This is a genomic window from Brevibacterium sp. FME37 (assembly GCF_014897485.1).
In the GTDB taxonomy this organism is placed as follows: domain Bacteria; phylum Actinomycetota; class Actinomycetes; order Actinomycetales; family Brevibacteriaceae; genus Brevibacterium.
This window is the reverse complement of the sequence record NZ_JABUYE010000005.1, coordinates 74,270-97,285: the sequence shown is the minus strand read 5'-3', so window position 1 is coordinate 97,285 and position 23,016 is coordinate 74,270. Positions and strand designations below refer to the sequence as shown.

The 23,016-nt window shown below is 63.9% G+C and carries 18 protein-coding genes; 9 read left to right on the top strand and 9 right to left on the bottom strand.

Annotation, left to right across the window (positions count from 1 at the left end):
- Window positions 1-20: 20 nt before the first annotated feature.
- Window positions 21-746 (bottom strand): sulfite exporter TauE/SafE family protein, encoded by a 726-nt coding sequence (locus INT29_RS08080; protein ID WP_257930197.1) that lies wholly within the window; start codon window positions 744-746, stop codon window positions 21-23.
- Window positions 743-2,149 carry an amidohydrolase family protein gene (locus INT29_RS08075; protein WP_101573388.1) on the bottom strand — a complete coding sequence of 469 codons (1,407 nt, stop codon included), beginning with the start codon at window positions 2,147-2,149 and terminating at the stop codon, window positions 743-745. The genes INT29_RS08080 and INT29_RS08075 overlap by 4 nt, the downstream gene beginning before the upstream one ends.
- 211 nt (window positions 2,150-2,360) lie before the next feature.
- Between INT29_RS08075 and INT29_RS08070 the strand changes: the two genes are divergently transcribed.
- The 3 genes from INT29_RS08070 to INT29_RS08060 all read left to right on the top strand — a co-directional run bounded on the left by INT29_RS08070 (window position 2,361) and on the right by INT29_RS08060 (window position 4,231).
- The gene (locus INT29_RS08070) at window positions 2,361-3,566 is read left to right on the top strand and encodes a methyltransferase domain-containing protein (protein ID WP_193071329.1); all 1,206 of its coding nucleotides are present in this window, start codon (window positions 2,361-2,363) and stop codon (window positions 3,564-3,566) included.
- Window positions 3,567-3,665: 99 nt separating this feature from the next.
- Window positions 3,666-3,869 carry a CopG family transcriptional regulator gene (locus INT29_RS08065; RefSeq protein WP_101573392.1) on the top strand — a complete coding sequence of 68 codons (204 nt, stop codon included), beginning with the start codon at window positions 3,666-3,668 and terminating at the stop codon, window positions 3,867-3,869.
- Window positions 3,866-4,231 carry a type II toxin-antitoxin system death-on-curing family toxin gene (locus INT29_RS08060; RefSeq protein ID WP_101573394.1) on the top strand — a complete coding sequence of 122 codons (366 nt, stop codon included), beginning with the start codon at window positions 3,866-3,868 and terminating at the stop codon, window positions 4,229-4,231. Before INT29_RS08065 ends, INT29_RS08060 begins: the two co-directional genes overlap by 4 nt.
- 86 nt (window positions 4,232-4,317) lie before the next feature.
- Here INT29_RS08060 and trpS read toward each other — a convergent pair whose 3' ends face one another.
- Entirely contained in the window at window positions 4,318-5,358 is a 1,041-nt protein-coding gene (gene trpS, locus INT29_RS08055; RefSeq protein ID WP_101573396.1) for a tryptophan--tRNA ligase, read from the bottom strand.
- A 332-nt stretch (window positions 5,359-5,690) separates the two neighbouring features.
- On the opposite strand from trpS, the gene INT29_RS08050 reads away from it, so the two are divergent.
- From INT29_RS08050 to INT29_RS08040, 3 genes are all read left to right on the top strand, one after another.
- Window positions 5,691-6,071 (top strand): VOC family protein, encoded by a 381-nt coding sequence (locus INT29_RS08050; RefSeq protein WP_101573398.1) that lies wholly within the window; start codon window positions 5,691-5,693, stop codon window positions 6,069-6,071.
- A gap of 324 nt (window positions 6,072-6,395) precedes the next feature.
- On the top strand, window positions 6,396-8,078 hold the full coding sequence (locus INT29_RS08045) for a BCCT family transporter (RefSeq protein WP_193071328.1): 1,683 nt from the start codon (window positions 6,396-6,398) through the stop codon (window positions 8,076-8,078).
- Between the two features lie 206 nt (window positions 8,079-8,284).
- A complete protein-coding gene (locus tag INT29_RS08040; protein ID WP_226841736.1) occupies window positions 8,285-9,511 on the top strand; it encodes a Fic family protein in 1,227 nt (408 codons plus the stop codon).
- Between the two features lie 217 nt (window positions 9,512-9,728).
- Here the strand turns inward: INT29_RS08040 and INT29_RS08035 are convergent, their stop codons facing one another.
- The 6 genes from INT29_RS08035 to INT29_RS08010 all read right to left on the bottom strand — a co-directional run bounded on the left by INT29_RS08035 (window position 9,729) and on the right by INT29_RS08010 (window position 17,888).
- Window positions 9,729-10,505, bottom strand: coding sequence for an IclR family transcriptional regulator (locus INT29_RS08035; protein WP_193071327.1), 777 nt, complete (start codon window positions 10,503-10,505; stop codon window positions 9,729-9,731).
- A gap of 3 nt (window positions 10,506-10,508) precedes the next feature.
- Window positions 10,509-11,876: a formimidoylglutamate deiminase gene (locus INT29_RS08030; protein WP_193071326.1), complete on the bottom strand. Its 1,368-nt coding sequence runs from the start codon at window positions 11,874-11,876 to the stop codon at window positions 10,509-10,511.
- On the bottom strand, window positions 11,873-13,090 hold the full coding sequence (locus INT29_RS08025; RefSeq protein WP_096158056.1) for an allantoate amidohydrolase: 1,218 nt from the start codon (window positions 13,088-13,090) through the stop codon (window positions 11,873-11,875). The genes INT29_RS08030 and INT29_RS08025 overlap by 4 nt, the downstream gene beginning before the upstream one ends.
- 1 nt (window position 13,091) lies before the next feature.
- Window positions 13,092-14,801 (bottom strand): histidine ammonia-lyase, encoded by a 1,710-nt coding sequence (gene hutH, locus INT29_RS08020; RefSeq protein WP_193071325.1) that lies wholly within the window; start codon window positions 14,799-14,801, stop codon window positions 13,092-13,094.
- Window positions 14,802-14,890: 89 nt separating this feature from the next.
- Window positions 14,891-16,177: an imidazolonepropionase gene (gene hutI, locus INT29_RS08015; protein WP_193071324.1), complete on the bottom strand. Its 1,287-nt coding sequence runs from the start codon at window positions 16,175-16,177 to the stop codon at window positions 14,891-14,893.
- Between the two features lie 163 nt (window positions 16,178-16,340).
- Window positions 16,341-17,888, bottom strand: a complete 1,548-nt coding sequence (locus tag INT29_RS08010; protein WP_219618362.1) for a class I adenylate-forming enzyme family protein — start codon at window positions 17,886-17,888, stop codon at window positions 16,341-16,343.
- A 147-nt stretch (window positions 17,889-18,035) separates the two neighbouring features.
- On the opposite strand from INT29_RS08010, the gene INT29_RS08005 reads away from it, so the two are divergent.
- The 3 genes from INT29_RS08005 to INT29_RS07995 all read left to right on the top strand — a co-directional run bounded on the left by INT29_RS08005 (window position 18,036) and on the right by INT29_RS07995 (window position 23,010).
- Entirely contained in the window at window positions 18,036-19,331 is a 1,296-nt protein-coding gene (locus tag INT29_RS08005) for a PucR family transcriptional regulator (protein ID WP_193071323.1), read from the top strand.
- 262 nt (window positions 19,332-19,593) lie between these two features.
- Entirely contained in the window at window positions 19,594-21,507 is a 1,914-nt protein-coding gene (locus tag INT29_RS08000; RefSeq protein WP_096146932.1) for a DUF3556 domain-containing protein, read from the top strand.
- 15 nt (window positions 21,508-21,522) lie between these two features.
- The gene (locus INT29_RS07995) at window positions 21,523-23,010 is read left to right on the top strand and encodes a phytoene desaturase family protein (protein WP_096146931.1); all 1,488 of its coding nucleotides are present in this window, start codon (window positions 21,523-21,525) and stop codon (window positions 23,008-23,010) included.
- The last annotated feature ends 6 nt before the right edge of the window (window positions 23,011-23,016 follow it).

The following is a 23,016-nucleotide window of genomic DNA, read 5'->3' as shown; positions in this document are numbered from 1 at the left end:
TCAGCCTACTGGATGGGAAGTCACGACTGGATGATGACGATGGCGCCGGAGACGATCGCGAAGCCGAGGACGATGTAGCGCAGCACCGGGCCGTCGAGGCGGTGGTGGACGTATCGGCTGAGGAACGAACCGATGGCCAAGAAGGGCAGCATGGCGAGTGTGAACAGCATCGTCGGCCCATTCACCTGACCGCTGATGGCCAGGACGATCAGTGAGATGACCTCCCCGACGAGGAAGCACACGGCTACCGTGGAGCGCAGCTCCGGGCCGGGACTGTGCTGGTAGGCCAGGGCGTAGGGCGGTCCGCCGATACCCGTCGAGGTCTCTGTGACACCGGTGATGAGGCCGACGATGGCCAGAACGGGTTTGTTCGGAGCGAACTTCGGGGCGAGGAGCGCGATGACGGCGGCCACCAGCGTCGACCAGCCGATGAGCAGGGCGAGTTGGTGGAGGTTGACGATGACGAGGATCCAGAGCCCGAAGAACGTGCCGGCAAAACGGCCCACGCTGATCCACTTCACCCCGTGCCAATGGATGTCGGATCGCTCCCGGGCCGCGACGTAGAAGTTCAGCGGAATCATCAGCACGAGCAGCATCACGGGGATCAGGCTCGGGTCGATGAAGCTGACGACGGGGGCGGTGATCATCGCGAAGCCCATGCCTGTCGAGCCCTGCACGAAGGCCGAGAGCAGCACGGTGACCGCGACGATGCTGAAGGCGAGGATCGACAGGCCCAGGACCGTCACAGTCGGTGCTCACTCATCCACGCGGCGCGGTGTTCGCTCGCCGATGGGTCGATGCGGGTGATCGGAGAATCGGCGACGACTCGGCCTGAGACCTCGCGGGCACGCTCTAAGAAGGCACGTCCGTCCCAGTCAACAGGCCACCCCTTCTCAAGCCGGAGTCTGCCGTCGACGATCACTGCCTCGATCTGATCGCGGTTGGCGATGCGCACGAGTTCCCAGGGCACATCCCAGGAGGGAACGAATTCGGGGACGTCGAGATCAACCACGAGCAGGTCTGCGAGTGCTCCTGGGCCGATCTCTCCGACCTGTCCGGCCAGTCCGACGGCGTCTGCTCCCCCGCGCAGCCCTTGTTCGAGCCAGGTCCAGCCACCGCCGCTCGATGAGTCGCCGACGACGGTTCCGCCAGTCAGTCGCTGTGCTGTTTCGGCTGCGTCCAGGAGGCGGAAGGCATCGGAGCGGGTCCCGTCGGTGCCCAAACCGATGCGCATGCCGAGTTCGTGCATGAGCAGTGCCGGTGCAACCGCGTTGCCTTTCCAGGAACTCGCGACAGGGTTGTAGGCGATGGCTCCTCCGCTGTCGGCCAGCAGTCTTATTTCGCGGGGAGTCAGCAGTGTTGCGTGCGCGGCCAGAAGTTCGGGTCCCAGGGCGCCGAGGCGGGCCAGTCGTTCCAGCGGACGCTCTTTGTTGGCGATGAGGGATCGTTCGACCGCGGCGAGGTGTTCGTTGAGGTGGGTCTGGAAGGGGACTCCGGCTTCGCGTGCCAGCTGTGTAATCGCGACAAGGGCCTCGTCCGAGGCGACCTCGGGGATGGACACGGCCAGCGAGGGGTGGACCAGAGGTTCGGCGACCCACCTGCTCAGGTGATGCTGGGCGGCGGCGAGAACCTCGGCGAGGTTCGCGGTTTTCGCCCCTCCGCCCAAATCGTTGCAGATCACGCCGAGGACGCACCGCAGTCCGACAGCGGAAGTGACATCGGCGATGGCGGAGACGTCGACGCTGGCGCGAGTGCCCGCGTCGGCGACCGTCGTGAACCCGCCGCGCAAGGATTCCCAGGCGGCCAGTCGGGTGGCGACGTCGATGGCCTCGGCGTCCATGTTCGCCTCCATCGGAACCCAGACGCGCTGGAAGATCTCGGAGGGTTCGCCGAAGACGAGCGATTTGCCGAAGGACTGTGTGAGGTGATGGTGCGAGTCGATGAAGCCCGGCATGAGGAGCCGGCCGGGCAGGTCGATGCGCACCATATTCTCCGGAGCCGCTGCGGTGACAGCCTCGAGGGGTCCGACGTCGACGATGCGCCCCTCAGCGATGAGCACCGCATGATCGCGCTGCGGGCCTTCGGGAAGGAGGACCTGTTCGGGAACGAGCAGCGTCGGGGCCTGGTGCAGTGTGCGCAGCTGGGTCATGTCATCCTTCGTCGTCGCAGGGGCCTCTTCGACCCTGCATTTCCTCGTGGTCCACGATACCGAAAGGTCGCCGGTCAAAGGCGAGCCAAATCGATTTGGTTCTCTTCAGTCTACGCGGCAGCGGCGGTGCGCGTCAACGGCCGGGGAGACTATGGCCGGCTTGGCGAACGACAGTGAAGCACGCACCGAACCGACGCCGTAAAATGGGGTCATGACACCATTGCCCCTCACCCCCACCTCGGCGGCTCACGGGGTTTTGGACTGTCACTACTTCGACAAGGGACTGTGCCGCTCCTGCACCTTCATCGAAACCACCCACATCAATCAGGTCGCGAACAAAGAGGCATGGTGCCGCGAGGTACTTGCCGACCACTCCCCCGATGTCTGGCTGCCTGCCGTGGTCGGGGCCGACAGCGATTTCCGCAACCGGGCGAAGCTGGCGGTGGGCGGCTCGGCCGGCGCCGTCACCTTAGGCATCCTGGACCAGGACTTCCACGGGGTCGACCTGCGCGAGTGCGGGATCCAGTCCGCACAGATCCGCACTGTGATCCCGACCCTTGCGGGCTTTCTCGACCACACGAACCTCGACCCCTATGACATCAAAGCTCGCCGAGGTGAGCTGAAGTTCGTCCATGTCACCGCGGCACCGTCCGGAGACCTGATGATCAGGTTCGTCGTCCGCAGCCAGCACGGACTCGACGCGCTGCGGTCCAGGCGTGACCAGCTCATCGAGCTGATACCCATGGCCACTGTCATCTCCGTCAACCTGCTGCCCGAGCATAAGGCAGTGCTCGAAGGCAGTCACGAAGAGTTGCTGCTGGGGGACTCGCTGCGCATGAATCTCGACCGGGTCGACCTGCATCTGCGCCCGCAGTCCTTCTTCCAGACGAACACCGAAGTGGCGATCGCTCTCTACAATCAGGTCGCTGAGTGGGTGGACGAGATCTCACCCAGCTCGCTGTGGGATCTGTACTGCGGAGTGGGCGGGTTCGCGCTGTATTGCGCGAAGGAGTCTGATCAGCAGACTTCGCGCACCGTCACCGGCGTAGAGCTGAGCGAGCAGGCCATCGATTCCGCGAAGATCAGCGCTGCCGAACTCGGCTTCGGCACCCAGTCAGGTACCACGGTCGAGTTCATCGCCGATGATGCCACTGAGTTCGCTGAGGCGAACCTGGCGACCGGCGAACGACCGGATTGTGTGATCGTCAACCCACCTCGGCGAGGGATCGGGGCACGGCTGTCAGCGGCTCTTGAGGAATCCGGGATCGATCACATCGTCTATTCGAGCTGCAATCCGCTCACTCTGGCCAAGGACCTTGACCGGATGCCCAGCTGCACCGTCGAGCGGGCGCAAGTCTTCGACATGTTCCCGCACACCAAACACCTCGAAGTTGCGGTGGTGCTGCGGCGGCGGTGACATCAGCCATCTCATCAGCATGACGGTGAAGCAGCTGACATGACATTTTCCCTTCCAGCGCCGTAGCCAAATCTGATACCACATTGGTATCATTGACACATGGCAATGACACTGCGTTTGAACAAGAATGACGAAGAGCTCCTGACTCGCCTCGCGGAGCAAGACGGGGTGAGCCGCCAGGCGCTCATCATCAATGCAATCCACGAGGTGGCCGAGAGGCGGGGCCACGAGGCACAAGTCAGCGACGCCTCGAAGCGCGCCCGCGAACGGTATGGCGATCTGCTCGACCGGCTCGGAAAGTGACGATCTACCTCCACACTGAAGATCTCCTCGAATTGGTCGCCGATCTCAATGTTGGACCGGTTCGGGACCTCGGTCTGCTTGATTCCGCTGCCCACCGACCTACGACGACCTTGTGGGCCACCGAGGTCTATCCGAGCACAGACGAGAAGGGCGCGGTCCTGCTGGAGTCGATCGTCCGAAATCATCCTCTCGTCGATGGCAATAAGCGGCTGGGCTGGCTCAGCCTCGCCGTCTTCTATGATCTCAATGGGGTCAGTTTCGATGCGCCGGACGACGATGCCTACGCTCTTGTCATTTCGATCGCGAGCGGCAGCATGGAGACGGCCGAAATCGCGGCGAAGTTGAGAACGTGGCACGGCTGAAAACAGGATCCCGGAAGGGCTTGAACCCTCACAATTAGTCACACTCAACAGACTGCGATTGCAGTTCTGCTGCGATATCACGCCGCTCAGTAGTCCATGCCCATCGCGGCCCGAACCTCGGCGAGGGTGGAATCGGCGATCGCGTTCGCGCGATCGTTGCCTTCCGCCAGGATTCCGTCGACGTACGTCTTGTCCGCCTCCAACTGCCGACGACGGCTGCGATGTTCCGATAAGAACTCATTGACCGCCTCGGCAGTGGTGGCCTTGAGCGCACCCGATCCCGCATCACCCAGTTCATCCGCGATGGCTTGCGGAGTGGATCCGGAGCAGAAGGCAGCGGTCGTCAGAAGCGCGGACACACCTGGTCGTTGCTCGGGGTCGAAGCTGATATGCGGATCAGAATCGGTGCGGGCCTTACGGATGAGCCGAGTCGTCTCGTCTTCGTTCATCCCCAAAGCGATCGCATTGCCGTAGCTCTTCGACATCTTCCGCCCGTCGATGCCCGGCACCTCGGGCGTCTCGGTGACCATGGCCTCGGGTTCTCGGAAAACGTGCCCGTAACGCTCGTTGAAGCGCCGGGCGATCGTCCGCGTGATCTCGACATGCGGCAGATTGTCCTTGCCCACCGGCACTAGGTTGCCCTTGCAGAAGAGGATGTCGGCGGCCTGGTGGACGGGGTAAGTCAGCAGCAGACCGCTGAGTGGCCGGTCGGAGGCCTCGAGGTCGGACTTGACCGTGGGATTTCGTCGCAGCTCGCTGTCGGTGACGAGGCTGAGGAACGGCAACAGCAGCTGGTTGAGGGCCGGGACCGAGGAATGCGTGAAGATGGTCGTCTTTGCCGGGTCGATCCCTGCCGCCAGATAGTCGAGGATCGCCTCAGCAACGTTGTTCTTCACATTCGCCGAGGTGTCCCTGTCGGTGATCACCTGATAGTCCGCGAGGATGATGAAGGTTTCAATCCCCTTGTTCTGCAGCCTCACGCGCTCGAGCACCGAACCGAAGAGATGCCCGAGGTGAAGTCGGCCCGTCGGCCGTTCGCCCGAGAGCATGCGATAGTTTCCGGGATTCGCGTCAACATCGTTGTGAAGGCGCGGCATGCGGGACAGTGTGGCGTCGTAGGAATCCATGTGTTCTCCAATGCGTAAAGGGCTGCACGGAGGGGTCCCACAGGTGAAGCGGGCTGCCATGCAGCCCGCGAAAATGCGTCAGTCGGCTGCCAGTTGCAGCCACCACCAGTTGAGTCGGGAAAAACGCATGCGACCAGTGTATGCCTGTCGCGATTGCGCTTCGACTGCGGGTCGGTTGGACTAAGCTGTGATCTATGACCGGACAGGCCTTCAGCCGCTCACGGATCGGTAACCCGGTCCTCAGTTGAGCCGCAGTGGACGCGAGCCCAGAGTTCGCGGTCCGCCCCCTTTCGAGAAGCTCTCTCATTGAACCCACTTTTCGAAAGGACACCATGTCAGCAACCTTCAACCACACCATCATCGCCGCCGCCGATCCGGCGGCATCCGCTCAGTTCTACGTCGACATCCTCGAGGCCGAGCACACTCAGTCATGGGGAGTCTTCTCCAACATCATGCTCGACGGGGGTGTGATGCTGCAGTTCGCGTCTCCCCCGCAGACCTTCGACATACAGCCCGTGCATATGGCCTTCGTCTGCACGGATGATCATTTCGATCGCGCGGTGGCGCTGTTGGACGAACGTGGCCTCGACTTCTGGGCAGACCCGCAGCGGACTCGACTGCATGAGACGAACACCGAGCATGGGGGCCGTGGCGTGTACTTTTTGGACCCGTCGGGCATGTATTTGGAGCTCATCACCCAGCCCTATCTGTGAGCCGGCGCCGGGTCGCGCGTCGAAAGCACACCTTAGCGTCGAGCGCATATTTTAGGGAGTATGCGCTCGACGCTAAGGTGTGCTTTCGGCGAAAAGGAGGGGTCGCTGGCACTAGGCCTACTGGGGCGAGAAACGTCACACTCTCCACTGATGTGCCGAAACGAGTCGGTCTTTCCAATCGAAAGCGAATACACTCGTCACCTACAAGGCTCCACGAACACCCCAGTTCGCGGAGCCTGTTTCTTGCCATTGCGCACTACCCCCACCGCCCCCTGACGAAGACTCCTGCCCGCCGCCGAGGCTGGCTCGAGCTTGGAGACCACGATGACGATGCTGGACAACCACGTACCTGAACCGGAGCCTGACCCCGGGCCTGAAGCCGACTCGGAGCCTGCCCCCGCGGCAAGGACCACTGCATCCGAAAGGATCGCCGCGGACGCGGCAGCCGCGCAAGCAGAATCACAGGATGCCGACTCCGCTCAGCGAAGCCCCATCGGCAGCGTCTTCTACTGGTCGGTGGCCTTCGTCATCGCCTTCGTGCTCTGGGCTGCGATCTCACCGGAGAGCCTGGGCAACATCATGACCACTGCGATGACCGCAGTCTCATCGGGCTTCGGCTGGATCTATCTCGTCGTGCCATTCGCCGCGATCGTCATGCTCGTGTGGTTTGCGGCCAGCAGATTCGGCCGTCTTCGTCTCGGGTCCGCGGATTCGAGGCCGGAATACAGCACCTTTGCCTGGCTGGCGATGATCTTGGCAGCGGTCATGGGCATCGGCCTCGTCAGCTACGGTGTGGCCGAGCCGATGTCGCACTTCATGGTCCCGCCACATGGCTTGGCAGAGCCGGAGACCATGGACGCCGCGGTCCGCGCCATGCAGTTCTCCTATCTCGACTGGGGCTTCCAGGCTTGGGCCATCTTCGGAGTCTTCGGCCTGGCCATCGGCTATTCCACACATCGGAAAGGTCGCCCGGCTCTCGTATCGACGATGCTGCGCCCAGTGCTCGGGCGGTTCGTCGACGGGTGGGTCGGCAAGTTCATCGACATCCTCACCATCATCGCCACCCTGTTCGGCACGACAACCTCACTGGGCCTCGGCGCCTCTCAGATCGGTGAGGGCCTCAAAGTCGTGTTCGGCGTCGACGCCACCCTGACTCTGCAGGTCGTCGTCATCGGCGTGCTGACGCTACTCTTCACCGGCTCGGCTCTCTCCGGCGTCGGCCGCGGCATCAAATACGTCTCCCAGATCACTCTGACTATGGCGACCGTCCTCGGGCTGTTCGTCTTCATCACCGGGCCCAGCGGCTTCGTCGCCGATCTGTTCGTGCGCTCGGTCGGTTCCTTCGCCGGCGACTTCCTGCAGTTGAGCTTCATGACGCCTTCAAGCGCGGCAGACAGCGAATGGATGCTGGGCTGGACCTACTTCATGATGGCCTGGTGGCTGTCGTGGAGCGCCTTCGTCGGAATCTTCCTGGCCAAGATCTCCAAGGGCCGCACGATCCGCCAGTTCGTCGCCGGCGTGCTGCTCGTTCCGAGTGCCGTGTTCTTCCTCTGGTTCACCATCATGGGCGGGTCTGCGATCAAGCTCGACATGGGCGGAGCGAAGATCGGGGAGGCCACTACGGCCAATCTCGATACCGCATTCTTCAGCCTGCTCGAAGAACTGCCGCTCTCGCTTCTGGCCTCGATCTTCACCGTCATCATGGTGATCCTGTTCTTCGTCTCCTCTGCTGACTCGAACACCTTCGTGCTCAGTTCGCTGTCCTCGCGAGGCTCGTTCGAGCCGCACCGTCCGGTCATCGCCACCTGGGGATTCCTCACCGGCGCGTGCGCGATCGTGCTGCTCCTCCTTGGTGGACTCCAGGCTCTGCAGCAGGCGGCGATGCTCTCTGCGGTGCCATTCACCGTCATCGTCGTCGTTCTCGGAATCGCTCTGATCAAGGAGCTGCGCAGCGACCATCAGATCGTTGAGGAAGTCGCCCGCGAAAAGCGCGTGCTCGGACTCTGAGCCTCACTCTGGCCCCACGCTACATCGAGCGGACCACTGAGCTTCGATGGGAGACGCTACAACCTGCTCCCTCGACGACAAGTGGTCCGCTCGATTGTTCTGGATGAGGATGGTCACCGCAGCCAGAGGTCATTTCGGCGGCGGCACAAACCATAAAGCGCTGACGTCATTTTTATGAGAAACTTATATAATTCATAATTTTTGGGATGGTGACGATGAGTTCCGGAAACCTCGAACCAGCACGAAGCAACGCTCTAAACTGGCCGCCGATCGGGGCCGAGACCTACGACTGGACATCGCGCTCAGGCTTTGGCCCGAGCGCAGCGATTCATGCTGGAAGCGTGAAATATGACTCCTCAGTTCCACCGACGATCGCTGACCGAACCCCCGCTATAGACCCTGAAGTAGCCGCAGTCGCTGAGGAAGCAATTCGGGAGCTGAGCCGATTCGACGCCGAACTGGGATTTCAAATTGCAGGTTTTGCACCAGTCCTCCTGCGGTCAGAGGCAGCATCGTCATCTCAAATTGAAAACCTGACAGCCAGCGCTCGCGCAATCTTCTCCGCAGAGCTCGGAGCTCGGTCTGGCAGCAACGCTGAGCTGATTGCGGCAAATACGAACGCTCTGCTCACAGCACTCAAAAGCGCTGATTCCATTTCAAGCGATTCGATACGAACGATCCATCAAGTTCTCATGGGGACTCAGACTCGACACACTCCGGGCGAGTTCAGGGACGAACAGGTGTGGATAGGTACCCGTGCCGATTCCCCTGTAGGTGCGGAGTTCGTGCCACCTCATCATTCCCGAGTGCCGGAACTCATCAAAGACTTGACAGCTTTTGCAGAACGGGCCGATGTTCCAGCGATGACGGCGATAGCGATCACGCACGCACAGTTTGAGACGATCCATCCGTTCACAGACGGCAATGGGAGAACTGGGCGCGCGATTGTGCAGACAATGCTTCGACAGCGGGGAATCACTCGCAATGTAGCTGTACCAGTATCAGCTGGACTGCTTGCTGATGTTTCTCGTTACCACAGCGCATTGACAGAGTATCGGCGAGGCAATGTCGATCCGATCATTCGAATTTTCGCAGAGGCTGCGTTCCGGGCGATAGATAACAGTACTCAACTCGTGACAGATCTGCGAAGGATTCGTGAGAGCTGGGATTCGAAATTGACCGCCAGGAAGAATTCAAATGCTTGGAGATTGCTCGACATCCTGATCGAGCACCCGGTCCTCAATTCCGCCACCGCCGCAGAGGAACTGAGAGTTGCACAACCGAACATCTATCCACCCTTGAAAGCGCTCGTCGATGCAGGAATTGCCAGCTCGAAGGCTGAACATGGCTTGGGTCCGTTCTGGCGCAGTGACGAAATCCTCGCGGCGATCGATGCCTTTGCCCAGCGTGCCGGACGGCGGCAGAACTCATAAAGCGTTGACGTCATTTTTATGAGAACAACTTCTAAGTCATAAAAATCAGGAGCGCTGTTTATGAGTTCCACACATCTCTCAACTAGTGAAAGCGGTGGCCCCACGCTTCATCGAGGGGACCACCTAGCTTCGACGGGAGACGCCACAACCGGCTCTTTCGACACCAAGTGGTCCGCTTTGTTGTTCTGGCTGAGGACGGTCGCCGACGCTTGAGAGGTCACCGCAGCTTGGCGGTCACCTCGGCGGCGGCGGCGAGGACCTTGTCCACGAGCGGTTCAGTGACAGCGTCCTCGTCCAGCGCGTCACCGGAGGCTCCAGAGCCCAGCGCGTCACCGGCGAGCGAAAGACCGATTGCTGCGATCGGGCGGGAGAGAACGTCGTAGACGGGGGCTGCGATGGTTGAGATCCCGGGGGTGACCTCGCCGTGTTCGATCGCCCATCCGGCCCGCCTGTCCTGGGCCAGGATTGCGTTGAGCGCCTTGACCGTGGTCGGGCCCTGGCCGGTGCGGGTGACGAATCCGGACTCGGATTGGAACATCGCCAGCACCTCTGACTTGGGCAGATGCGCGAGTATCGCCCGCCCGGTCGCCGTCAGGTAACTGGGCATGCGCACTCCGGTGGCGGTGATGACCGCGACCGACTTCAGCGACTGCTCCTTGAGCAAGTACACGGTTTCCCAGCCGCGGATCACGGCCAGCTGTGCCGTTGCCGAGGTCTCCTCGGCCAGCTGCCGCACGATGGGCTGAGCCAGGCGCTGCAGCGGGTTCGTGCGCAGGTAGGAACTTCCCAGTTCGTGCACGCCGGCGCCCAGCACGTAACCGGATTCGGTGCGCACGACGAGCCCGAGTTCCTCGAGCACGGTGAGCAGCTCGTAGGCACTCGAGCGCGGGATCTCCAGCGCCCGGACCAGGGCACCGGCGGTGATCGGACGATTCGATGAGGCAAGATGCCGCAGAATCGCGATCGAGCGCCGCAGCGCCGGAACCTCAGCCACTGTTCAGTCCTCCATCCCGAGGGCCGCGAAAGCTGCCCGGTACAACTCCGAAATCGACCCTAGTTCGGTGTGCACGCCGTCGCGGACTCGCACATGTGCGCCGCTGACGGTCATTGCCACGTCTGCCGAGGTGGCCGAGAGGATGACCTGCTCCCCCACCGATCCGAAGGTGCGCATGCTGTCGGTTCTCACCGCAATGAAGTCACACGCCTTACCCACGGCCAGTTCGCCGACGGGCAGGTCGAGGCTGCGTGCCCCGCCCGTGGTCAGGGAGCTGATGAGCTCGGCCGGTGAGAATCGTCCTCGTTGGCCCGAGTGCAGTCGCTCCCCGGCTTCCAGGCCCTGGGTCTCGCGTAGTGCGTCGAGGACGACGTGCTGATCGGAGCCGATCGAGATCGTCGCTCCCGCATCGGCGAGTTCGCGGGCCGGTCCGATGCCGTCGGCCAGGTCGGCCTCCGTGCAGGGGCACATCACGATGTTGGCTTCGGCCCCGCCCAGGCTCGCGATGTCGTCATTGCTGAGGTGCGTGGCGTGGACGGCCGAAAGGTTCGACGCGACCACACCCGAGCGGTCGAGGACCTGCGTGGGTGTCGTGCCGTAGGCGGCTTGGCAGGCTTCGTTCTCCGCTGGCTGCTCGGACAGGTGCACGTGGACTGGTTCGTCAAGTTCGGCGAATCTGGGCAGGTTGGCTGCCGGGACCGCGCGGATCGAGTGGATGGCCGATCCCACGTGGACGAAGCTCTCGCCAGGGGAAATGACCGGGAACTCGGTGGCGAAGGACTCCGATAGCGCGGCATGGCGGTCCATGTAACCGTCGATGGTTCCATCACCGAACCGAGCCTGTTCTGCCGAGAGCTCGGAGTCGATGCCGCCGGTGAGGTAGCAGGTGTCGAGGAGTCGGATCCGCATCCCCGCCGAGGTGGCCGCTCGTGCCAGCGCCCGTTCCATCGCGTGTGCGCGGGTGGAATCGCCGGCACTATACGGTGTCCCGTCGGGTGCGTGGTGGACGTAGTGGAATTCGCCCACCGAGGTGTAGCCGCCGGCGAGCATCTCCGCGAAGACCGCGCGGGCCACGGTTTCGTAGTTCTCCGGGCTCAGCTTCGCGGCCACGGAGTACATGACTTCGCGCCAGGTCCAGAAGGTCCCGCCGTCGCCGTGGGTGCGTCCGCGCAGGATGCGGTGGAAGGCGTGGGAGTGGGCGTTGACTCCACCGGGCAGGGTGAAGCCGGGAACCACCTCGGCGATGGTGGGTGGGGTGTCGATCCCGGTCTCGACCGAGGTCAGGGTGCCGGTCTCATCGGCGGTGAGCAGGACGCCGGTGGCGACCTGCCCGTCGACCCAGGCGGTCTCGCACCAGAAGCGCGTGCTCATGATGCGGCCCCCAGTTCCCCTTCGAGGACCTTGACCAGGGCGGAGACTCCGGCGCGCTGGTCATCGACTTCGCAGGCCTCTTCGGGTGCGTGGGAGACTCCGGTCGGGTTGCGTACGTAGAGCATCGCCGAGGGCACGTGTGGGGCCAGGATGCCCGCATCGTGTCCGGCACCCGAGGGCAGCAGCGGTGCGTCTGGCAGCACGGAGGTCAGCCGGGAGTTGAGTTCGGCGGTGAAGTAGGTCGTCGGTGAGTAGGACTCCTGGGAGATCGACACCTCAACGCCGGCACCCTCGGCATGCTCGCGGGCGCGCTTCGAGATCGCCTCGAGGACCTGCTTGACGACAGCGTCGTCGGCGTGACGGATGTCGAGCCAGAAGCTCATGCCCGAGGCGATGACGTTCGTCCCGCCCGGGTGGATGAGGGTGCGTCCCACGGTGGCGACCGCCTGGTCGTGGCTGGCGGCGAGCACCGGGATGTCACCGATGACGCGGCTGCCGGCGACGACCGGATCGGCGCGGTGGCTCATCGGCGTGGTCCCGGCGTGGTTTCCCTGACCGGAGAACGCGAAGTGCCAGCGGCCGTGGCCGATGATCGAGGAGCCGATCGCCACAGGCTGGTCGGTGTTGATGAGACCGATGCCCTGCTCGACGTGGAGTTCGATGAAGGAGCCGACCTTCTCCAGCCGTGCGGTGTCGGTGCCGATGCGGTTCGGGTCGAGACCGTAGCCGCGGGCGACATCGGCAAAGGTGTCGCCGTTGGCATCGGTGAGACGCAGCGCCCGGTCTGAGTCGATGGCGCCGGCGATCAGGCGTGATCCCAGGCAGGCCACACCGAAGCGCGAGCCCTCTTCCTCAGGGAAGACGGCGAGCGCCAGTGGACGCTGGGCGCGTTCGAGTGCACCGGAGGACTTGAGTTCGTCGAAGGCGGCCAGCGCCGAGGCGACACCGAGGGGGCCATCGAAGGCTCCGCCGCCAGGGACGGAGTCCAGGTGGGAGCCGGTGACGACGGCATTGTCACCGGGCGCAGTCGCCCACGCCCAGGTGATGCCGTTGTCATCAATCTCGGTGTCGAGGCCACGACGGGCCGCCTCGGCGAGGAACCAGTCACGCAGTTCGCGTTCGGTGTTCGAGAACCCGGACCGCTGGTAGCCGGGACCGCGAGTGTCACGGCCGGTGTCCTCGATCTGGGACAGGAGGGAGACGACATCGCTCATCTCAGTTCGCCTCGCCCGAACCGTTGGAGTCGGCTGCATCCTGGTGAGTCGTTGCCGCATCCGTACCGGAGGCTGCGGCGGCAGCGTCGAGGTTGCCCAGTGCGGTGAACTCGGGGTCGTTGACCGCGGGTGATCCGCCTTCGGGCAGCCAGGTTCCGGCAGCTTCGGTGACGGTGTGCTGCAGCGGTGAGACAGATTCGGCCGCGGCGACCAGGGAGCCGTCCTTGACCTTGGAGATCGTCTCGGCCAGCTCCGGGGACAGGAAGCGGTCCGGGCCGGGGCCGGGCACGGTTTCGCGGATCGCGGAGATCACGGCGCCGGTGACCGGTGCCGGTGACGCTTCGCGCATATCGCAGGCCCGGGAGGCGGCGTAGAACTCGATGCCGACGACGCTGGCGAGATTGTCGACGACCTTGCGCAGCTTGCGGGCGGCGGACCAGCCCATGGACACGTGGTCCTCCTGCATGGCCGAGGACGGGATCGAGTCCACCGAGGCGGGGCTGGCGTTGCGCTTGGCCTCGGAGACCATCGCGGCCTGGGTGTAGTGGGCGATCATCAGGCCCGAGTCGACGCCGGCATCGTCGGCGAGGAACGGGGTGAGGTTCTGGTTGCGGGTGACGTCCATCATCCGGTCGGTACGGCGTTCGGACATCGAGGCCACATCGGCGGCGACGATGGCGAGGAAGTCCAGGGCGTGGGCCAGGGGTGCGCCGTGGAAGTTGCCGTTGGAGGAGACCATGCCGTTGGTGAGCACGACGGGGTTGTCGATGGCCGCACGCAGTTCGCGCTCGGCGACCTGCGTGGCGAAGGCCACGGCGTCGCGGGCTGCGCCGTTGACCTGTGGGGCGCAGCGCATCGAGTAGGCGTCCTGGACGAGGTGGGTCGAGTCGCGGTGGCTGGCGGTGATGCCGGAGTCCTTCAGCGAGGTCAGCATGTTCGCGGCTGCCGCGGACTGGCCGTCGTGGGGGCGCAGTGCGTAGTGGAGTTCGGGGGCGAAGACCGCGTCGGTGCCGAAGAGGCCTTCGATGCTCATGGCAGCGGAGACGTCGACGGCGGTGAGCAGGTTCTCCAGGTCGGTCAGGGCCATGATGAGCATGCCGAGCATGCCGTCGGTGCCGTTGACCAGCGCCAGGCCTTCCTTCTCGGCCAGCGTGACCGGAGCGATTCCAGCCGCGGCCAGCACTTCGTCGGCGGGTCCGGCGACCCCGTCTGGTCCGGCGGCCACGCCTTCGCCCATGACGACGAGTGCACAGGCAGAGAGCGGCGCGAGGTCACCGGAGCAGCCCAGCGATCCGTATTCGTGGACGACCGGTGTGATGCCGGCGTTGAGGAGGTCGACGTAGGTCTGGAGCACCTCGGCGCGCACCCCTGCTCGGCCGGTGGCCAGGGTGCGGGCACGCAGGAGCATGAGTGCGCGCACGACCTCGCGTTCGACGGGTTCGCCGACGCCGGCGGCGTGGGAGCGGATGAGCGATTTCTGCAGCTGGGTGCGCAGTTCGGCGGGGATGTGGCGCTGAGCCAGTGCCCCGAAGCCGGTGGAGACGCCGTAGACGGGCTTCTCGGCCTGGGCGAGGGCGTCGATGGCTTCGCGGTATTTGTTCACGCGTGCCAGGGTGGTCTCACTCAGGGCCACCTTCGCATCGTGGCGGGCGACGTCGACCACCTGGGCGAATGTGAGGGTATCGGGATCGAGATCGATGAAGACTGACATCTGGGACCTTTCGGTTGAGTGAGTTATACGTTCATGTGGTGTCATCAGACGGTGAAGACGCGGGAGTGCCGGACCCGGCCCTCAGAAGTTCAGACCCGGGGTCTGTTGTCGGCGACGAGTTCGCCGCCGCGGTAGACGCGTTCGACGAGTTGGACACCCGGCCGGTAGGCCAGGTGGCGGTAGCTGGGGGCATCGAGGATGACGAGGTCGGCCCGAGCTCCGGCGCCGAGGTGGCCGACGTCGGTGCGCTGCAGGGCGTTGGCTCCACCGGCGGTGACGGCCCACACGGCCTGTTCGACGGTGAAGTGCATATCGCGCACGCCGATGGCGATCGTGAAGGGGATGCTGTTGGAGAATCCTGAGCCCGGGTTGCAGTCCGTGGCGATCGCCAGTCTCACGCCGGCCTCGACGTAGCGGCGAGCGTCGGGGTAGGGCTGGCGGGTGGAGAATTCGATGCTCGGCAGCAGCGTGACGACGGTGCCGGCTGAGGCGAGGACAGCGAGGTCGTCATCGGAGGCGAAGGTCGCATGGTCGACGGACACGCAGCCGAGTTCGGCGCCGAGCTTGAGTGCTCCCCCGTCGGTGAGCTGGTTGGCGTGCAGGCGCGGTTTCATGCCCGCGGCCTTGCCGGCTTCGATGATGCGACGCGTCTGGTCTTCGGTGAATGCGCCCTTTTCGCAGAACACGTCGATCCACTTGGCCTGGCCGGTCGCGGCCGGGATGATCTCGTTGATGACGAGGTCGACGTAGGCCTCAGGGTTGTCCTTGTACTCCGGCGGGACAACGTGGGCGGCGATGAGGGTGGATTCCTCGGTGTGCCGGTTGATGATGCGCAGCGCCTGCAGCTCGTCGGCGAGGGTCAGCCCGTATCCGGACTTGATCTCGAAGGTCGTCGTGCCCTGCCGTGTGGCCTGGCCGAGGAGGTGGACGAGGTTCGCCTCGAGCTCCTCCTCGCTCGCCGCGCGGGTGGCTGCGACCGTGGTGGCGATGCCCCCGGCCGAGTATTTCTGCCCGGCCATGCGCGCGGCGAACTCCGCCGACCGGTCCCCGGCGAAGACGAGGTGGTTGTGGCTGTCGACGAAGCCGGGCAGGACGGCCTTGCCCCCGAGGTCGATGGTTTCGAATTCGACGCCGGCACTCGCCGAGGTGACTTCGCCGTTGGTGATGTCATCGTCCTTGAGGACGGTGCCGGTCGAGGTCTCAGATCGTGCCTCGCCGAGGTGGTCCCGGAGCACGGTGTCCGCCTGAGCGGACGGTCCTGACCAGACGACGCGACCATCGTCGATGAGGAGAGCCGCGTCTTCGATGACGTTGAGCTCGCCCACATTGTCGAGGTCGTTGACGACCAATTCGCTGATCCCGGTGAAGAGCTGCACGACAAGGTCCTTAACGGTTGAGAATGGTTCATCCTCAGTATGGACCGCCGGGGCGTATGGCAGAACCGGGTCGGGCAGAATTTGTCTGATATTTCGGACAGACCGTGATCGGGCACTCAGGGCGTTCGGGCGTCAGGCGGGGACGATCTTCGTTCTCGACTGCTCAGCTCCCGCGCAGCTGGCCCTTGACGATCTTGCCCACGGAATTCTTCGGCAGGACTGCGTGGATGTTGATCTCCGTCGGGAGTTTGTATCGCGCAAGTCGCGGTTCGAGGAAGGCTAGCAGGTCCTCTTCACAAGCGGCGGCTCCTTCACGCAGAGCCACATGGGCCACGGGGATTTCCCCGTAGATGTCATCGGGGCTTCCGACCACCGCTGCCTCGAGAACCTGAGGATGTTCGAAGAGCGCATCCTCGATCTCCTTGGGATAGATGTTCTCCCCGCCGCGAATGATGAGATCCTTGATCCGATCGACGAGGACGAGGAAGCCGTCCTCATCGAGGTATCCGACGTCCCCGGTGTGCAGCCACCCGTTCTTGAGCACTTCGGCGGTGGCCTCCGATCGGCCGAGGTACCCGCGCATCACCGTCCTCCCGGCGATCACGACCTCTCCGACATCCCCAGGTTCGAGCAGTCGATCGTGCGGGTCGGTGATTCCCACGCTCACTCCTGGCAGTGCTGGCCCGACGGTTCCCGGCTTGCTCGTACCATCGTTTCGGTTGATCGTGGCGCACACCGAGCACTCCGAGAGACCGTAGCCCTCTACCATGTCGACATCGAAACGAGTCTGGAACCGGGTGATCGCGTCCGGGGACATCGGGGCGGCACCGCAGATGACGAAGCGCAGGGAACTAGCGTCGACATCCCGAGTCGTCGTCGCCTCGAGGATCGAGAAGATCGTCGGCACAGCAGAGAAATAGGTTGGGCGCTCCTCCTCCACGACGTCCCAGAATGACTCGGGGTCGAACTTCGGGATCATATGCACGCTGCCGCCGAGCATGAGAGGTGAGACCGTTCCAGCGAGCAGGCCGTTGCAGTGGAAGAGCGGGAGAACCAGCAGGCTGCGAGCGTTCTCACCGAAGTTGAGACCATTCAGGATCGACCAGACCATGGCGGCTATGTTCGACTGCTCCAGAACGCAGCCCTTCGGCTTTCCCGTCGTCCCCGAGGTGTAGACGATGAGCGCCACGTCGTCATCCCGGACGTCATCGAGGCAGTGGGAAGAGACGCCAGTGCAGTGCTCCATGTCACCGTGGGTACCGATGTCACCGTGGAAGCAGCCGTCGGTCACCGGAAGGCAGCCGATCCCGCGTCCTCTGGCGAGCGCCTCGGCGCGGGAGTCCCCCACGAGCAGGGCACAGCCGGAGTCATCGAGCTGGAAAACCACCTCGTCGTCGGTGAGCGCCGGGTTGATCGGGGTGAGGCCGGCGCCGAGAGACCAGGTGGCGAACATCGTGGTGATGATTTCGGGGACATTGCGCAGCAACACACCAACCACCGAACCGCGACCGATTCCGAACCGCGAGCGCAGTATGTGGGTTGTGGCCGCGACAGCGGAGGCGAACTCAGCATTGTCGAAACTGCCTCCGAGCCAGCTGAGGCAGGGTTCGTGGGGGTTGGTTCGGGCGCGGGCATGGGGCAGCCCCACCACCTCGGCGACGGGATAGACGGAGGATTCCGCGTCGATGAGGGCAGGATTCGAAGTCATCATGGCCTCACACTAGCCACGCAATGACGCACGTTCACTGGGCACGGTGACCAAATCACCATCGCCATTTCGGTCAAAGATACAAACACAGCTCGCGCTTTCGTCGACTCGGCCGTCCCCACGGGCCTCAATCGGCGGTACTGTGCAGACATGGTCGATCATCTGCTCTGGCCACCCAATGACGGGCTGAAGGCCGACAGCTCCACCGCGGAGGCGCGGACCCACGCGTCGCGGATCGCTGCGGGCATGACCCCGCACATTCCCGAGCTCACACGGCGGGTCTACGACTATCTGGCGACGAGGATCACCGAGCTCGGTGCCGAACCGGCTCTCCTCGATCTCCTCAGCGCAAGCATCGAGGGCAATGTCGAAACGATCCTCCACGCGCTTCAGCACGGCATCTCCTCGGACAACTTGGAACCGCCGACCGCCGCATTCGAATACGCCAGACGGCTGGCCCAACGCGGAATCTCCGTCAATGCACTGGTCAGGGCCTATCGTCTGGGGCAGCAGAGAATGCTCCAGAGCGCCTACGATTTTGTCATCGAGGACGAGGAGCTGCCGGCGGAGCTCGTCTCTGCGGTCTTCCAGCACCTCGTCGACGAGGTCTCGGAGTACATCGACTGGATTTCGCAGAAGGTCGCTGAACTCTACGAGCAGGAACGGGAATCCTGGCTGGCCAATCGCACAACGGCCAGGGAGACCCAGGTCAGACGCATCATCGCGGGGGAGCCCATCGACGTCGCGGCGGCCGAGCGGATCCTCGCCTACAGCCTCGGCGGTCGTCATGTCGCGGTCATCGCATGGACCCACCACTCGGCCCCTGACGCGAACGGTCAGCTGAGTCGGTTCACCGCAGCCATCAGAGACCTCGCCGGCGCGCTCGGCTCCCACCGTGCTTGCCTCATCATCGGCCGGGACCAGGACACCGCCTGGGGGTGGATCCCTGTGCCGACCGACTGGGAGTACGACGACTCTCTTCGCCGGCGTGTGCCGCCGTCGGGCTCGATCCATCTGGCGATCGGCTCCGCGCACGCCTTGTCCGCCGGTTTTCGCCTCTCCCATCAGGAAGCAGAACGCGTGCAGCGCGTCTGCATCGCCGGGCGCGCTCCCGCCGAGCTGAGATCACACGATGACCGGGGTATGGCCGTTACCTCGTTGCTGGTCCAGGACGTCGAAGCCGCTCGAGTGTGGGTGAGATCGGTGCTCGGTCCGCTGGCCGATGACACCGAGGCGAATGCCCGCCACCGGAACACCCTCTCGGCCTTTCTGCGCCATGAGCTCAGCTACACGGCGACAGCGGCCTCGATGACCATGCACAAGAACTCGATCCGGTACCGGGTCGAGATGGCCGAGGCGGCCCTCGGAGTGAGACTGACAGAGAACCGCTTGAACATCGAGTCCGCTTTGCACGCTCACCATTATCTCTATGGAACCGAGGGCTGACAGGCGGCAGCCTCACCTCGGCTGTGGCCGAGCGCCCCAGAGGGAAACACATGAAAGGGGCTCTCTGCCACGCTGATTCCCGCCCGAGGGACATTCGCCGCACGGAGCGTCCGGGTGAAGGGCCGTGTTGTATCGGGAGTACAAATTCTTCGCGGAGCTTCGGCTGAGCATCCATGGGATCCATGGCACATCCTCCCTAGGGTGATTCCAGGTCCACTTGCTCGACATCGGAGTCGGGCACCTGCCTGTGAAAGGAAGCGACATGGGACTCACAACTCCGGATGCTCCTCCGGTTGACGCTGAGACATTCGAATCCCTCCCCCTCTCGGAGAGAATCAGGGCCGTCGTCCTGCACTGGGTCGACTGCGGGTTCGGCTCACCGAAACTGTTCCACATCATCTACATCCTCAAGCTCGCCGTTCTCTACATCGGCGTCGGCGTCACCCTGGCCACGCTCACCTCGGGTATCGGCGCCCCGTGGCAGGTGGCTCAGTGGTGGAACGAGCCGATCGTGTTCCAGAAACTCGTGCTCTGGACGTTCCTGCTTGAGACCATCGGCGTGGCCGGATCGTGGGGGCCTTTGGCCGGTAAGTTCAAGCCGATGACGGGTGGTTGCCTGTTCTGGCTGCGGCCCGGCACCATCCGGATGCCGCCGTGGCCCGGGAAGGTTCCCGGAACCAACGGATTCAACCGCACGGTATTCGATGTGGTCCTCTATGCGCTGCTGCTCATTGCGCTCTTCGTCCCGATCATTCTGCCGGGGGTCACCGGATCGACCGTGGCCGCTGGCTCTCCCGAGGACCTCGGGAACCTGGTCAGCCCGCCGCTGTTGTTCGTGCCACTCGTGCTTCTCGTCATCATGGGACTGCGCGACAAGGTGATCTTCATCGCCGCCCGTGCCGAACAGTACGGACCCGCCGTTCTCATCTTCGGGCTGGTTCCCTTCCTCGGCAACGGCCTCGTCGACATGATCATTATGCTCAAGCTGCTCATCTTCTCCGTCTGGGTGGGGGCCGGAGTCTCGAAGATCGGCAAGCACTTCTCCTTCGTCATCCCGCCGATGATCTCGAATGCGCCGATCATCCCGGGCAAGGCGATCAGGCGTCTGCACTATCGCAACTACCCCGACGATGTCAGGCCGTCCCATCTGGCCTCCGGCATCGGGCACGTCCTCGGCACTCTCGTCGAGATCGTCACTCCGCTTGTCCTTCTCCTCTCGACGGATTGGACCCTGGCTCTCGCCGGGACACTGCTGATGATCCTCTTCCACGGGTTCATCACGAGCACCTTCCCTTTGGCTGTGCCCCTGGAATGGAATCTTCTGTTCATGTACATCGCGGGGTTCCTCTTCCTCGGCCACCCCAATGGGGACGGCTATGGGCTGGGCGATGCGAGCTCTCCGTGGCTCATCGTCGCGACCCTGGCCTGCCTGTTCTTCTTCCCCGTGCTCGGCAATCTTCGCCCGGACCTCGTCGCCTTCACGCCGTCGATGAGACAGTATGCGGGCAACTGGGCCTCGGCGCTCTGGGCCTTCCAACCCGGTGCCGAGGACAAGCTGAATGCCGTGAATCGTCCGACGAAGAACCAGGTCGACCAGCTGCAGGAGATGGAGTTCCCGCGGGTGGCGGCGGAGATCACGATGCTGCAGACCGCGGGCTGGCGATCGATGCACAGTCAGGGTCGTGGGCTGTTCTCGCTGCTGTACCATCACGTCAACGACGTCGATCGGGCCACGATCCGTGAGGCGGAGTTCTCCTGCAACTCGCTGCTGGGCTTCAACTTCGGTGACGGTCACCTCCATAACCACCATCTCATCGCCGAACTCCAGCGTCGCTGCCAGTTCGAGCCCGGCGAGTTCGTCGTCGCCTGGGTTGAGTCACAGCCGATCCACAAGTCGACTCAGGACTACATGGTCATTGACGCGGCCGTGGGTATCGTGGAACGTGGTACCTGGAACGTCGCCGACTGCGTCAAGGAGCAGCCGTGGCTTCCCAACGGACCGATTCCGCTCAACGTGACGTGGAGGGATCCGCACTACACTCCAGCCTCCCGGGCCACGGTGACATCAATGGAATCCGCTCCGCAATCCGCGGGTGCCCAGAAACCCGAGTCTGCGGTGAGGCATCACGACCTCGCCACGGAGCCGGCCCTGCAGGACGCCGCCGAGCGTGACTAGACGAGGAGCCCGAGAATGACGACCGCTGCTGTGATCGGCAGTGGACCGAACGGACTGGCGGCGGCCATCACCCTGGCCGCTGCCGGCGTCTCGGTCACTGTGTACGAGGCAGGTGATCGGGTGGGGGGCGGCGCCCGCAGCTCCGAGCTCACCCTTCCTGGTCTTGTGCACGACGACTGCTCAAGCCACCATCCTTTCGGACTGGCCTCGGAGTTCGCTCGGACGTTCCCGCTAGAACAGCACGGACTTGAATGGGCCTATACGGATGTCGAGTTCTCGCACCCTCTCGATGGCGGTCGCGGAGCCCACGCCGTGCGATCCGTGGTGGAGACCTCACGCACCCTCGGTGCGGATGCTGAACGATATCGGAGGTTCTTCTCCCCCGTGGCCTCACGGATGCCGACAGTTGCCGATGAGTTCCTCCAGACCCTCATCCACGTCCCCAGGCATCCCTTCCACCTCGCAACCCTGGGAATGCGGGCGGCACTGCCCGCGGCAGCCGTCGCGAGGTACTTCCGCACCGAGGAGGCCCGCGCCCTGTGGTCTGGAGTCGCGGCGCACACCTTCGGCCCATTCAACGCACCGCTCTCTTCAGCAATCGGCACGTCTCTTGCCTCGGCCGCACACTACTACGGCTGGCCGGTGGCAGTCGGCGGGTCGGGTCGGATCACCTCGGCGATGGAGTCGCTCCTTCTGTCCCTGGGCGGGCGGGTCGAGACCGGACGGAGGGTCGAGGACGTTCGGGAGTTGGGCAACCCGGATGTGCTCATGCTCAACACCGGTCCCGCCGAGGCGGCCCGCATCGCGGGCAGCTCACTCCCGGTGCATGCGGTGCGAGGTCTGGAACGATGGCACGACGGACCGGCGGCATTCAAGGTGGCGCTGGCGGTCGACGGCGGGATCCCGTGGACCTATGAGCCGTCACGACGTGCCGGCACTGTCCACCTCTCAGGAACCTACGAGGAGACGGCGTTCGCTGAAATGGAGACCACACGAGGCCGGATGCCGGAGAGGCCATATGTGCTACTCGCCCAGCAGCACCTTGCGGATCCCGGGCGGGCGAAGGGCTCGATTGTGCCGATCGACGCCTATGCGCATGTACCGAACGGCTACGACGGTGATGCCACCGAAGCGATCATTGACCAGATCGAACGCTTCGCACCCGGAACCCGTGATCGGATTGCGGCGGTGACGCCACGCGAGACTGCAGCTATCGAATCGCTCAATGCGAACTTCGTCGGCGGAGACATCCTCACCGGCAGGAAAGACCCACTCCAGCTGGTCCTCGGTCCGACACCGGGTGTCAACCCGTATCGGCTGAGTTCGCCCGGTCGCGATCGGCCGGGAGTCTATCTGTGTTCCGCGGCGGTCCCTCCTGGTCCCGGCGCCCACGGAATGTGCGGCTTTCTGGCCGCCAAACAATCACTGAAGGATATCGTCGGACGTAGCGAGCGAGCTCTCGCTGCTGGAACCACCCAGACGATCAATGCTGACGACTCATGAAGGAGA

Excerpts from the sequence above, each read along its gene's own strand:
- INT29_RS08075 (WP_101573388.1), bottom strand. The coding sequence starts at position 2,149 with ATGACCCAGCTGCGCACACTGCACCAGGCCCCGACGCTGCTCGTTCCC.
- INT29_RS08070 (WP_193071329.1), top strand. The coding sequence starts at position 2,361 with ATGACACCATTGCCCCTCACCCCCACCTCGGCGGCTCACGGGGTTTTG.
- INT29_RS08065 (WP_101573392.1), top strand. The coding sequence starts at position 3,666 with ATGGCAATGACACTGCGTTTGAACAAGAATGACGAAGAGCTCCTGACT.
- trpS (WP_101573396.1), bottom strand. The coding sequence starts at position 5,358 with ATGGATTCCTACGACGCCACACTGTCCCGCATGCCGCGCCTTCACAAC.
- INT29_RS08050 (WP_101573398.1), top strand. The coding sequence starts at position 5,691 with ATGTCAGCAACCTTCAACCACACCATCATCGCCGCCGCCGATCCGGCG.
- INT29_RS08045 (WP_193071328.1), top strand. The coding sequence starts at position 6,396 with ATGACGATGCTGGACAACCACGTACCTGAACCGGAGCCTGACCCCGGG.
- INT29_RS08040 (WP_226841736.1), top strand. The coding sequence starts at position 8,285 with ATGGTGACGATGAGTTCCGGAAACCTCGAACCAGCACGAAGCAACGCT.
- INT29_RS08030 (WP_193071326.1), bottom strand. The coding sequence starts at position 11,876 with ATGAGCACGCGCTTCTGGTGCGAGACCGCCTGGGTCGACGGGCAGGTC.
- INT29_RS08025 (WP_096158056.1), bottom strand. The coding sequence starts at position 13,090 with ATGAGCGATGTCGTCTCCCTCCTGTCCCAGATCGAGGACACCGGCCGT.
- hutH (WP_193071325.1), bottom strand. The coding sequence starts at position 14,801 with ATGTCAGTCTTCATCGATCTCGATCCCGATACCCTCACATTCGCCCAG.
- INT29_RS08010 (WP_219618362.1), bottom strand. The coding sequence starts at position 17,888 with ATGATGACTTCGAATCCTGCCCTCATCGACGCGGAATCCTCCGTCTAT.
- INT29_RS08005 (WP_193071323.1), top strand. The coding sequence starts at position 18,036 with ATGGTCGATCATCTGCTCTGGCCACCCAATGACGGGCTGAAGGCCGAC.
- INT29_RS08000 (WP_096146932.1), top strand. The coding sequence starts at position 19,594 with ATGGGACTCACAACTCCGGATGCTCCTCCGGTTGACGCTGAGACATTC.
- INT29_RS07995 (WP_096146931.1), top strand. The coding sequence starts at position 21,523 with ATGACGACCGCTGCTGTGATCGGCAGTGGACCGAACGGACTGGCGGCG.